Origin of the sequence: Spiribacter halobius (assembly GCF_020883455.1) — a bacterium.
In the GTDB taxonomy this organism is placed as follows: domain Bacteria; phylum Pseudomonadota; class Gammaproteobacteria; order Nitrococcales; family Nitrococcaceae; genus Sediminicurvatus; species Sediminicurvatus halobius.
Genome location: NZ_CP086615.1, coordinates 2602378 through 2614988 on the forward strand (window position 1 = coordinate 2602378; position 12611 = coordinate 2614988).

9 protein-coding genes are annotated in these 12611 nt (G+C 71.1%); 1 reads left to right on the top strand and 8 read right to left on the bottom strand.

The window, feature by feature from the left end:
• Positions 1 to 240 precede the first annotated feature (240 nt).
• Complete coding sequence (locus LMH63_RS11875) at positions 241 to 687, top strand: energy transducer TonB (protein ID WP_109678552.1); 447 nt, start codon at positions 241 to 243, stop codon at positions 685 to 687.
• Between the two features lie 36 nt (positions 688 to 723).
• Here the strand turns inward: LMH63_RS11875 and LMH63_RS11880 are convergent, their stop codons facing one another.
• From LMH63_RS11880 to LMH63_RS11915, 8 genes are all read right to left on the bottom strand, one after another.
• Complete coding sequence (locus LMH63_RS11880; protein WP_199225650.1) at positions 724 to 2478, bottom strand: serine/threonine-protein kinase; 1755 nt, start codon at positions 2476 to 2478, stop codon at positions 724 to 726.
• Positions 2479 to 2494: 16 nt separating this feature from the next.
• Positions 2495 to 3994, bottom strand: a complete 1500-nt coding sequence (gene tagF / locus LMH63_RS11885) for a type VI secretion system-associated protein TagF (protein ID WP_158280364.1) — start codon at positions 3992 to 3994, stop codon at positions 2495 to 2497.
• A gap of 2 nt (positions 3995 to 3996) precedes the next feature.
• Entirely contained in the window at positions 3997 to 7491 is a 3495-nt protein-coding gene (gene tssM / locus LMH63_RS11890; protein ID WP_146205204.1) for a type VI secretion system membrane subunit TssM, read from the bottom strand.
• Positions 7488 to 8816 carry a type IVB secretion system protein IcmH/DotU gene (gene icmH / locus LMH63_RS11895; protein ID WP_109678549.1) on the bottom strand — a complete coding sequence of 443 codons (1329 nt, stop codon included), beginning with the start codon at positions 8814 to 8816 and terminating at the stop codon, positions 7488 to 7490. Before icmH ends, tssM begins: the two co-directional genes overlap by 4 nt.
• Positions 8813 to 10153 (bottom strand): type VI secretion system baseplate subunit TssK, encoded by a 1341-nt coding sequence (gene tssK, locus LMH63_RS11900; protein WP_109678548.1) that lies wholly within the window; start codon positions 10151 to 10153, stop codon positions 8813 to 8815. The genes icmH and tssK overlap by 4 nt, the downstream gene beginning before the upstream one ends.
• Before the next feature lie 19 nt (positions 10154 to 10172).
• On the bottom strand, positions 10173 to 10715 hold the full coding sequence (tssJ, locus tag LMH63_RS11905) for a type VI secretion system lipoprotein TssJ (RefSeq protein WP_109678547.1): 543 nt from the start codon (positions 10713 to 10715) through the stop codon (positions 10173 to 10175).
• Positions 10716 to 10745: 30 nt separating this feature from the next.
• A complete protein-coding gene (tagH, locus tag LMH63_RS11910) occupies positions 10746 to 12194 on the bottom strand; it encodes a type VI secretion system-associated FHA domain protein TagH (protein ID WP_109678546.1) in 1449 nt (482 codons plus the stop codon).
• A 79-nt stretch (positions 12195 to 12273) separates the two neighbouring features.
• A complete protein-coding gene (locus LMH63_RS11915) occupies positions 12274 to 12555 on the bottom strand; it encodes a hypothetical protein (RefSeq protein WP_146205203.1) in 282 nt (93 codons plus the stop codon).
• Between the last annotated feature and the right edge of the window lie 56 nt (positions 12556 to 12611).

Below are 12611 nucleotides of genomic sequence, written 5' to 3' on the forward strand. Positions count from 1 at the left end.
CAGCCGGATGCCAAGCCCGCGGACACGCTCACGGGCCGTTTCACCGCCGCGCCGACCCCGAGCGTTGCCGGGAGCGAGCCGCTCGCGGCTGAAGATCCGGTGAGGTCCGCGAAGACCTCGACAACGGCCGCAGCGCCTCGCGGCAATCCGCCGAGCGCCGCGACATCGCCCGGGGCGCCGCCCGCGCGCATTGCCGACATCCCACCGCCGGAGCCGGCAACCGCCGGACGAGCGGCCGACGTGCCGACTGAGCCGGCGCCCCCGGTGGCCGGCGACGGGATCACCCAACGGGCGGCGCTCGCCGCCACGCCGGAAAAGCGCGTGACCGCGCGCGGCCTCAGCGAGGGAGGATCCCGCCGGGATTCCGGCGAGGAGCGGGCAGCACGGCAATCGGCAGCGGAAACCTACCTCAGGCAGCTGCGGGAGCATCTGGCCGAGCATCGCGAGTACCCACAGGAAGCCCGGGCGAAGGGCGCGGAGGGCACGGTGATACTCGCGCTGGTGATCGGTCGCGGTGGCGAGGTGCTGAGCGCCCGGATCGACCGCAGCTCCGGCTACGCAGACCTCGACGGCGAGGTCCACGCAATGATCCACCGGGCCTCTCCCCTGCCGCCGATGCCCGAGGCACTGGCGCAGGAGCGCCTTTCCCTGCGCATTCCGGTACGCTTCCGCCTCGAGGATCGGTGAACCGTCACGGCCGGCGCGCCGCCAACAGCCAGGCGGCTACTGCCGGGCCTCCTGCTCCAGCCGCTGGTTGACGTGCTCCAGCGCATCGCGGATCGCCTCGTCACGGCTGCCGAGCTCGTGACGGCCAAGGGACTCGAGCGTCAGGCGCAGCAGCTCCAGCGAGTAGACGGTCGCCTCCGGATCGCGGGCGCGGGCGATGTAGCGGTCGATCACGTCGTTCATCCGCCGCTCCACGAGCGCCCGTAACCGTGACTGCTCGCGTCCCGGCACATCGGAGACCTGCTGCGCGCTCTCCCAGGCCTGCGCATAGGACTTGTGCGCCTGGGCCAGCTCGTCGTCGGCGAGATAGTCGTCGCCGCGCAGAATCAGGTCGCGGGAGTCCGACAGCGCGGGAGCAAGGTCATCGACACTCACGATGATGTTGCTCTCACGGATCGTGATCCACCAGGACGTAGCGGCAAATGCGGCCAGGAGCACCATTGCCGCCAGCACCGTACGCCGGATGCGGACCGGACGCTTGATGGCGTCCAGGAACTTACCGGCATCCGCGAAGCGTTCTTCCCGCCGCCAGGCCAACCCCCGAGCCAGCGCCCGGCTGACCCGCTTGGGCAGGCCGCGCGGCGGCGCCGGCCGCAGCCCCAGGCGCTCGGCCTCGTCGGCGGGCAGCTTGCGGCCACGCTCGTCCAGGAACGGATGCCGCCCGGTCAGCAGCTCATAGGCGACGCAGGCGAGCCCATAGACGTCGTCCGCCGGCTCTGCCGCATTGCCGCGCAGCATCTCCGGACTGGCGTAGGCCGGAGTCACGGCACCGATGCTGCCCGGGTCGAATCGCGTGTGATCGCCCCTACCCTGCTCCGGGTCGCCGCGGTGGAGCGTCGCCGCGCGTGCGATGCCGAAGTCCAGGATCTTGACGTTGCCGCCCTCGTTCAGAAAGACATTGCCCGGCTTGAAATCGGCGTGGACGAAACCCTCCTGATGGGCATACGCGAGCCCCCGTGCCATGCGGTCGATGATGCGCAGCGCCTCCTTCGGCGGAAGGCCGAAGCCGCCACGGTCCCGGATGACCCCATCCAGCGGCCTGCCGCGGAGATACTCCATGCTGAGGAAGACCGTGCTCCCGTCGCGGTCGAAGTCATGCACGGTGACCACGTTCGGATGCGCCAGCGTCTGCGCCTTTCTGGCCTCGCGCTGAAGCGCGATCAGTGCATCGGGATGCCGCCGGAAATCATCATTGAGCAGCTTGAGTGCCACGTAGGGATCGCTGTCCTGCGCTTCGACCTTGCGCAGATCACGCGCCCGGTAGACGGTGCCCATGCCGCCGTGACCGATCAGCTCCTCGAGCACGAAGCGCCCCTTCAGCACCCGTCCGGGCGCAACGCCCTCCTCCGCGTCCTCGGCCGCGCCGCTGGGCCCGGACGTTGGGGGCGCGCTGTCGGTGCCACCTGCGCCGTCCGGTCCCGACTCCGCTGCGGACGCGGTGCGAACCCGCGTGCGCTCCTCCCCCGTACCCCACGCCGCGGCCGTGACCCGGGTGCTCTCGGTGCCATCGGTGGACGACAACGGCGACGCCGATGGGCGCTCCGAATCGGCACCTTCGAGCAACGCCGCTCGCTGCTCCGCCGAGAGCGGGACGGTCCCGGCCAGCGCCGCCAGCAGATCGCTCCCGGACCGTCCGGTGGCGGCACTTGCGGATGCGAGCCGGTGGCGTGCCGCCGCGGTATCGAGCTCGCCGCGCCCGTACGCGGCGAGCGCCTCCTGCAGATGCGTGAGATCCGTCGCGGCTCCGCTCACGGCGCGGCCTCCGCCGTCATGCCGATCCGTCCAACACGTCCACGACCACCGCGGTGGCGTTGTCCCGCGCTTCATTCGCAAGAACGCGGTCGAGGACGCGCCGGCAGGCCTCCGCACAGCTGTCGGCATCGAGCGCCGTGGCGAGATCGGCATCGCTCAGCACACCGTGCACGCCATCGGAGCAGAGCAGGAAGCGGTCGCCCGGCAGGAGCTCCCCGAATCCCGTCTCGAGGGCGAGCGCCGACCCGGATCCGACCGCGCGCGTGATCACGTTGGCCTGCGCGTGCCCCCGGGCGTCGTCCGCACTCACCTTGCCGCTGTCCACCAGGTCCTGCACGACACTGTGATCGCGGGTGCAGCGCTCCAGTGAACCGCCGCGCAGCCGGTAGATGCGGCTGTCCCCCGCCCACAGGTAGCCGCAGCCCGCCTCGCCGGCAAGCAGTGCCGCCACCGTGCTGGCGCTGTTGACGGCATCGAGGGGGCGCCCAGCCAGGTGCTGCAGGTGGGCGTGCACCTCGGCAAGCGCGTGCCGTGCACGATTGAGCCGCTCCTGGAGATCGTCGCCCGGCTCCACGGCGCGCAGCGCATCCACCACCATGCGGCTCGCCATTGCCCCCGCCTCCTGGCCTCCGACGCCATCGGCCACCGCCCAGATGCCGTTTGCCGGCGACTCCAGGAACGCGTCCTCGTTGGCGTCGCGCACATGCCCCGGGTGGGTGAGCCCGCTCGAGCGCAGCCGTGGAGGCGATTTGAGGGCAGACGCGGTATCCGCCCGCGCAGCAGGCTGCCACCCAACCGAGAAGCACGACCAGCCATGGTGTTCCCACTGCCCGTCCAGGGCCGCGCTGAACAGCGCACCTTCCGGCAGTCCGGGGCACAGCGACCAGCATGGCCGCACCCGCCGGGAACCCTCCGACCACCAGAGACTGTATGGACCGCCGTGGGCGCGGGCGACGCCGCCCAGGACCCCCAGCATCGCGGGCAGCAGCCCCTCCAGGCCCTCCAGCTCACAGCACACCGCGCGCCCGTCGGCCGTCACCGGCCCCCCGTCGATCACCCCCGGCGCCAGCTCGGCACCCAGTGCCTCCACCTCGCGGTCGAACCGCTCCAGCTCGAAGGAATCCTCGCTGTCCAGTGCAGAGAGCGCGAGCGTCTCGAGGCGTTCGAACCACTGCGACTGCTCCGCCGCCAGAAGCGCCGGAACCGTGGCTCCCGGGAGCTCCGCCACCAGGGTGAGGGGAAAATAGCGGCCGACGGCATCCACGCTCGGCATCAGCACGCCGGCATAGACCTGGCTGCCACACACCCCGGGCGTGAGCGCGAAACGCCAGATGGGGCTGGTCAGATACGTATCGAGCCACGCCTCGCCCAGGGCCTCCCGGGTGGCCGTGACCGTGCGCTGCAGCCACGGATCCCAGACACCGAGAAACGCCGGTGCCACCCGCCGGCGCAGGAAATCACCGTGACTCGGAAGTTTGCCGTAGAAGCCGACGGGGACAGCGGCGGGCACGCTCATGCTCACAGCCTCCCCGGGCAGCGAAAGCGCATCCAGTCCCTCCGCCCGAGGGGGTTGCGCGCGGTGTCGAAGGCGACCCGCACCCGGGCGGTGTAGTCACCGGCCTCGAAGGTGGCCGTGAAACGCGTCTCCGACTCCGCGGCGAGTCCCGAAGCCTGGAGCGCGCGGAACAGCGCCCATGGCCCTTCGAAGCGCACGTTCGGCCGTTGCCCGCCGCGATCCTCGAACTCCGCGATCACCCGGCCACTGTCCGGACCGGGCCAGGTGAATGTCTCGCCGCGGGGCGGGCCATGACGGTACACCAGCTGCTGCCCGTCCAGCGTGAGGGCGAACCGGCGGACCCGCCCGTCGAGGTAGGCCGGGGTCAGCCGGAGCTGCAGACGCGGCTCCGCCCCGCCGCCCGCGAAGAACATGTCGCGAATCGCCCGTGCGCGCTGGAACTCCTCCAGCACCGAGTCCGGGATGCCGATGGGCACGCCGTCCTGCGTGCGCCAGCGCCAGCGGGCTGCTCCGGTGTCCACCAGCGCTGCCAGGTGCTCCTGGAAGAAGCGGTCGAAGGCGCCGCCGGGCCCGAACAGCCGCGCAAAATCACTCAGGGGCACGTCGCGCTGACTGTTGGTCTCGAACGGGTAGCGCCCCTCGACCACCGCCCGGCACTCGCTTGCCACCTGTTCCCGGTAGCGCTGATTCAGCTCGCCGCGCAGGCTGCGCAGCGCGACCTCCTGCCCCTTGCCCGCCAGCTCGCCGAGCCATTCGCCCACCGGCCCCGGCGCACGCTCTGCGTCGACACGCAGCTGGCTCAGCGCGTCCCGCGCTCCCGAGCGGCTGAGCACCGTCATCACGTCCTGCTGCCCGAGACCCGAGCCCATGGAATCGAGCTGCGCATAGAGCTCGCCCAGCAGGGCGATCACGCCGTCGATGGGAGGCGTACCCGACTCCCCGCCGGCGACCATCCGGTGCAGATCCCGGAAATGCTCGCTGATCCTGGCGCCCGGGCGCGGCCCGGTGACGTCGCGGGTCGCCTCGCTCGCGAAATCGAGCAGGCCCGCCAGACGCCCGCCGCGGGCGGCGGACGCCGCCTCCTCCGCCGCGCCGGAGTCCGGCTCCGGGAAGTGCGTCTGCCGGTCCACCGTCGCCAGGAGCTGCCGGAGCGGGGATGTCGGCCCGCTCAGCGTCGCCAGAACGTCCGTTGCCTGGCCCACGTCGAGCAGGGGTGCCACTTCCAGGTCCGCGAGCAGTTCCTCCCAGAATTCGATATAGGCCTGCTCGTAGTGCCGCAGGAACTCGGCGGAGAGCTCGAAGCGAGCGGTCGGCCCGCTGGGCAGGACATCTTCGCCGAGCACCCAGCTCTCCCGGAGGAAAGCCTGCACCATCTCGCTGCCCACATCGCCGGTGATCTCCTCGAACCCGGCGCGTGTGTAGAGGGCGGGGACCGGCTCGCTCAGCGGCACGCCGCTGCTGCGCCGGAAGATCTCCTCGCTGCCGAGCCCTGCCTCCAGGTCGAGGCGCAGCGCGTGCCCGTGGTCGCGATCGTAGACCGTCTCCAGGCGGCTCATCATCAGCACCGGGATCGACGCCTGCGCCAGCGCCGTGCGCGCCCGCGCGATCAGCTCCGTGTCCGGCGAGGAGATGCGCGGCGACGGCTCGCGCCCGGTGAGCGCCTCGAAGTGCAGCGCCAGCGCCCGCGCAACCGGCGGGCTGTCATCGAAGGAACGCGCCAGCTCCGCGCGCACGATGGCCGCGAGCGCCGCGGGATCCTGATGCTCCGGCTCGGCCAGCATGATGTACGCCTTGAGCAGGCCGTACAGGCGTTTCGGCTCCGCGCGTGCCGCGCGCATGCGCGCCTCGAGCAGCAGCCCGATCCGCGGCAGCAGCAGCTGCCGCAGACCCTGGTCATAGGCGTCGAGGGCGACTTTCCCGACGGCGTCGCCGCGATAGAGGCCGAGGCCCATGAGCAGCGGCACGTCGCCGCGGTGGCGGCCAGCCGAGTCCGCCACCTCGCGCAGGGCATCGAGACGCGGCAGCACGTCCCGCAATCCCGCGTCCGCCGGCACCGGCATGGTAGCCCGTTCCCGGTGAACCTCGAGCGTGCTCTCCACGTCCGCAAGGTACTCACGGTTGTAGCGGTAGCTCGTCGCCCAGGCGACCACCAGCAGGCCGGCGAGGATCAGGACGGACACATAGGCAACGTTCTGCGCCACGGCGCGGCCGACCTCCAGGCGCCAGTTCACACCGGCCAGGCCGCTTTCCGGAAAGATCACGTCGCGCAGCAGGTTGCGGAGGAAGTAGCTTCTGCCCTGGCCGGTCTGCGGCTCCCCGGACGATTCCGCGTCGAGGCCGAAGGAGCGGGCCAGCGTGCCCATCATCCGGTCGATGGGCGTCCCCTCCTGGGTGCCGCTGGTCAAGTACACACCCCGCAGCATGACCGGACGGTCGTAGGCCGTGTGCGAGAATGCCTCGGCGACGAAGTCCCGCAGCGCCTCCTCCAGCCCCGCCATCTGCCGGGGAAAGCCGAACAGCAGCGCCCGGCGCCGGGCGTCCCGCTCCTGGTCGAGGCGCTGCAGCACGCGCTCGTTCAGCCGCGCCAGCAGCCGCGGGTACTCCCGGCCGAGCTCGTCCGCCGGCGCCTCGCCCCCGGTGTCCGGATGGGGGAAGGTGATGCCCCAGACCTGCGACCGGCCCTCCAGGTCGAGATCGTCGAAATACTCGGTGAACCCGGCCACCAGATCGCATTTGGTGATCATGAGGTAGACCGGGAAGCGAATGCGCAGGGTGCGTTGCACCTCGTCCAGGCGCCGGCGGACCGCCATCACGTGCTGCTCGCGGGTCCGGGCGGTCATGGTGAGCAGGTCGTCCGCGCTGAGGGTGACGATCACTCCGTTGAGCGGGCGCCGCTTGCGGTAGCGTGCGAGCAGCTCGAGGAAACGACGCCACTCCGAGCTGTCAGCACCCGGGTCGGTGTCCTGGCTGAGGTAGCGGCCAGCGGTATCGAGCAGGACCGCCTCGTCGGTGAACCACCAGTCACAGTTGCGCGTGCCGCCGACGCCACGCATCGAGGCCTTGCCGAACTTCTCCGAGAGCGGGAAGCTGAGTCCGGAGTTGACCAGCGCCGTGGTCTTGCCGGCGCCCGGTGGGCCGATGATGACGTACCACGGCAGCTCGTAGAGATTGCCGCCCTTGCGGGACTCGCGCAGGAAACGGACCGCCTCCTCGAACCGCCGCCGCAGCTCCTCACCGGCGCCGTCCGAAGGCGCACCCGCGACCAGCTCGGACCGCAGCCGTCGGTTGGCGCGGCGGGTGCGCTGCCGGCGCAGCAGCGCCACGCCGCCGAGAATCCCGGTCACGGTGGCGATGGCGACGGCGCGCCCGGTCACCCCGGCAAGCGGCCGGACGTCGGCGAACGCGAGATAGGGCCCCAGGAACCAGATCAGGAGCGCGAGCAGCACCAGCCCGCACAGGAACAGGGTCATGCGGAGGACGCCGGTGGGCCGTCTCACGGGGCCGCTCCTCCGGGCCGGTGAATGATCTCGATCCGCCGGTTGCGGGCCCGGTTCTCCGGCGTGTCCACCGGCCGGTAGCGCGGCTGATCGGGCCCCGCACCCATGACGCTGATCCGGCCCGGATCGGCGAGGCCTGCCTGCAGCCGCTCGGCGGCCCCGCGCGCCCGTAGGCGGGAAAGCTCGTAGTTGTCCTTGATCTCCAGCGAGCGGATGGGAACGTCGTCGGTATGCCCCACCACCAGCACCTGGCCCGGCACGCGCCGGATGGCCGCAGCGACGTCGTCAAGCACCGCCAGATAGGGCTCCCTCACGCTGACGCTGCCCGAGCGGAAGACTTCACCGACCAGGGTCAGTCGTGTGCCGCCGTCCTCTCCCGGCTCGATCCGCAGTCGCTCCGGATGGCTTCCCTCGAGGAGCTCCGCGAGGCTCGGTCCGGCTTGCACCGCCGTGCCGCTTGGTGACTCGAAGGTGGCCTGCTGTATCTGGTTCAGCTGCGCCATGACCGGGCTCACCGCGCCGCCCAGCAGGCTCTGGAAGGTGACGAACGCCCCGCCGGCCACCACCGCGGCCGCACTCAGGAATACCCACGCCGGCACGCCCCGGACGAGGCGGTAGCGGCGATCCTGTACCCCCTGCCAGCGCGGCGAGAGCTCCTGGGGGACATCTCCACGCCAGCCGCGGATGCGCGCGTAGAGACGCTCCCGGGTCTCGGCGAGGGCATTACGCCCGGTTTCGGCGATGCGGTACTTGCCCTCGAAGCCGAGGGCCAGGCAGACGTAGAAGAACTCGATCAGGTCACGCTTCGGCTCGCGGTCGGCGAGCACGCGCTCCACCATCTGGAAGAACTTTTCGCCGCCCCCCGTATCCTTGTGCAGCTCCAGCAGCAGCGGCCGCCCGGCCCAGGTGCTGTGCGCGCCCCAGGGTGTGTTCATCACCATCTCGTCGATGAACGTACAGAGCGCGTAGCGCGCCGCGAGCACGACCTCCGAGGTAACGCCGGCCGCGGTGGCCTGGCGCTCGAACTCCGTCACCTGCCGCAGGACCCGTTCGTGCAGGCCGCTGACGTCCGGGTGCTGGCGGCTGCGCCGCACGCCCGTGGCCAGCAGCAGCAATGGCGCAGCCGCCTCCACCAGGGGATTGGGCCCGATTCCGAGCACCGCCGTGAGGTCATCCGGCGCGGGCTCCGCCCGCGGCCCGGAGGCCGGGCGCGGTGGCGGCGCCGGTGCCTCGGCGCTGCCCGAATCCGCCCGCCGGCGGCCGCCCGGATCGGGCCGGATCACCGTGCGGTCGCCGGGGTCCGGCGGTTGACGCGAGCCGCTCATCGGCGCTGTCCGCGAATTGCCCAGAGGTCCATCTTCAGGTCGGGGAACTGCCCGGCCACGTGCACGGCAAGCCCTCCCGAGCTGACCACCTGCTGCCAGAGCGGGCCGCTACGCTCCAGCTCGAAATAGACCGAGTTGGCATAGTAGGGAATCTGGCGCGGCGCCACCGGCACCGGCACGAGCTCCACTCCCGGCAGATTGTTGTTCACCAGCTCCGCGATGCGCTCCACCGGCCCGAGCTTGGCCTGCGCCGGGAAACGCCGCCGGACTTCCTCGGCCGGCAGGCTGGCCCCGACGGCGAGCACGAAGTTGGCGTTGTCGAGCAGCGAGCGGTCCTCGATGCGCGCCACACGGATGCCGTGACGACCGGTCGCCTCCAGCGGGATGAGCTCCGCCGGCGCCTCCCGCACCGCGCGGAACTCCGAGCGCAGCAGCTCGAACAGCGGCCCGAAGGCGTCGGCCAGTGCATCGTGGCGATAGGTCGCCAGCTCCGGCGGCCGCCGGCTCTCGCGCGTCATGGTGGCAAGCTCGCCAGCCATCGCCAGCAGGTGCGTGTACAGCCGCTCAGGGTGGACGTGCAGCGACCCCGCCAGATGGGCCATCACGGGAGCGTGCCGATTGATCACCTGCAGCATGAGGAAGTCGGTGACCTCGCCCGCGCCGCCGCCGGTGGTGACCCGCTCCGCAAGGTAGTCGGCGCGCTGCTCCAGCGTGCCGCGCAGCTCGTTGATGAAGCTCTCCAGGCGGCGCGCCGCTCCGGCCCGCGTCACGGTCGGTATGAACTCCTCGTCGAGGATGACCTGCCCGTCCGCGCGCCGTTCGACCACCCGCGCCAGCGGGATGCAGGCGTACTCCTCGAGCGCCTCGCCCTCCAGCGCCAGGCGCGCATTCAGGCGCCCCACCTCCACCATGGTGGCCGCGGCGCTGTCCAGCACGCTGTCCCGGACCTCGACGTCCTCGGCGCGATAGCGGTAGAGCCCGTCGCCGCCGCTCCCGCGCTGCACCTCCACGGCGCCATCGCCCCGGAGCGGCAGGGCGAGCAGCACGGTGCGGTCCCGCACCGACTCGTCCACTTCGAGCGGCGCCGGCAGTGGTTCCTGGTCGGGCATCGCGAACGGCGTCCCGTCGGGGAAGACGCCAACCGCGGAACGCAGGCCAACCTTGCCGAGGGCGAGGAGGTCGGACTCCAGCTGCAACCCGTGAAAACCCCACCCGTTAGCGCCCAGGGCACTCACCCGCCCTTCCACGTACCCCTCGAGGTAGCGGTCGTGCTGCTGGAAATGCTGTGGCTCCAGGAACAGGCCTTCCGTCCAGAGGATGCGGCTATTGCGTGACATGGGTGCTCCGCTGACGCAGCTACTCGAAGCGCACCGCTACGGTGGCGCGCCGTACGTCGACCACGAACTCCCGCGAGCCGAACAGGCCGAGCAGCCCCTCCTCGGGGATCTCGGTGACAGCGCGCCAGCTCCCCGACGGGTCGTGCAGGTCGTAGAACTCTCCCATCACCGCGAGGTAACGGGTATCGCCGCGGACATCCAGCGTCACCGGGAGTACCTCGCCCTGGCACCGGCTCCGTGCCTGCCCGGCTCCCACCGCGCCGGCTGTCTCCAGCGGACAGAGCTCGAACTCGTCACGGCTGATCAGGCTTGCGCCAAGGATCTCGCGGTCGCGGTCGGCGAGCTCCTCAAAGGACGCAGAAGTGAAGGGCACGCTGTCAGCGAGCTGGTAGATCCGCAGGTACACGGGCGAGGGTCGGCCCTCGGCGTTCGGATTGAGATTCGGACCGACCACGATGCGCCCCTCCACGGGCTCAATCTCCGCGGAAGGCGGGGTGGACCCGCAGCCGACCACGGTCAGCGCCGCCAGGACGCCCAGGACGATGACCCCGTGTAGCCTCATGGCCTGCCCTCCTCTGCCTGTAACAGTCGCCTACCCGCGCCGGCGGCGGGCCACCTCGGACTTGAGCTCCTGCATCTGCCGCTCGTAGGCGTCCACGAATGCCTCTCCGAACAGGCGATTGAAGTAGCCCTCGGTATCCTGGCGGATTTCCCGGAACATCTCGCGGTACTGCTCCCATGGGCGGCGGCGCACCACTCGTCCCAGGACGGGGCGCTCACCCTGACGGCCGGCGAACAGCGACTCCAGGTGGTCTGGCTCGAAGCGCTCGAGCATCGCGAAGAATGCCTCGCGCATGCCGGCCAGCAACGCCATCTGGTGAAGCCGCAGGTCGTCGAAGCTGGCACGGAACGCATCCTCCGGACCGAGGTAGTCCGGATTGCGCTTCACCAGCAGGTTGTGGAGGGCGTCCTCGGCGTCAGTGGAGAACTTCAGAGGGTTGTTGTCCGTAGCCTGGATCAGGGTGACCGGCATCCGGAACTCGTTCTTGACCTCCATGCGCGCCCGCAGCAGGTCCATCATCCCCTCCACCGCGATTCGCAGCAGCCGGCCGAGCGTCTCGGCGGTCTCTTCGGTGAGGTTCGACGGATCAAGACCCGCGCCGGATAGCAGCGCGGCCAGCGCGTCGTCGTGAGCCGCCATGCCGCTGCTCCCGGGCACCCCGCCCGCGCCTGCGGAGCTCTCGCGCGGGGTCGGGGCAGCGCCGCCCGGCCGTGGCCTCGGGGCGGAAGACGCCGGGGGCGGAGATGGTGCATCCGGCTGCCCGCTGGCCGCGCCGTCCGCAGACTCCGGAGCCGCCGGCGCGGACGGGGACTGGGAAGCGGAATCCGGATTGGCCGGGCCCGACTCACGCCACCAGTCCGTGGGGATCTGGCCGCCCGTGGCAGGCTCGCTGCCTTCGGCCTCTTCGCGCTCCGCTCGCCCCGGCTCGGGCCGGTCGTGCACCGGGGCCGGCCGGAAGTGCTCTTCCAGGTACGGCGGAGCCCCGTTGGCGGCGGGCGGCGGCGCAGATTCCTCCGGCGGTTCCACCGAGCCGCCCAGGAGCTCGAGCGGGTCCGGCGGAGCCATCTCCTGCGACGCCGCGGACAGGGCATCCGCGTCGCCGGGCTCCTCCTGCGCCCGCCCCGCCGGCTCCGTCCCCCGCGCGTCCGCCGCATCGGCCTCGAAGATGGCGACGCGGATCTCATAGTCGCCGATGAACAGGTGCTGCCCATCCTCGAGGCGATGCAGCTCGCGGCTGCCTACGCGATGGTTGCGATCGCCAACAAAGGTTCCGTTGGCGCTGGTGTCCTCCAGGTAGAAGGCACCGCCCACGAAGCGGATACGGGCGTGGCAGCGGGAGATTTCCTGCTGCGGGTCCGGCAGGGTCCAGTCATTGTTGGGTGCACGGCCGATGGTCCCGCCGGCATCCATCCAGCAGACGCTGGCGCGCTCACCCAGCGCTTCGGCCTGTGGCCCGATCACCGTCAGGGAGAGCTGCATGGCCTGCCTCCTCCCTCCGGGCACCGGCGCGCGCGCGACGAATCACATCCTTGGCCGGTTCTGGTGCCCGCCGCGACGGCTACCCGTCCTGGCGGACGAGTCTCAGGCAGCCCTCCTCCAGGTCCGAATACAGGTAGAGGCCGTCGCGCTCGCCGCCAAGGTCGATGATGACCGGGGTGGGCTCCTCGAAGCGCGAGCGGGCGATGGCCGTCGCTCCCACCTCGTTGATGTTGTGGGCTCTGACGTAGTCGTTCCAGCGCCGGGTGTCGCGCTTCTCTATGCGTCCGCCCCGGTGGGCCGCCTCCCGCAGCAGCTGGCGAAAGCTGTAGTAGTCGACCTCGACCATCCTTGCGCGCGCCATATAATGTTCCGGAAAACCTCGGCTGCGGCCTGAAATGCGGCGCCCGATGCCCTGAA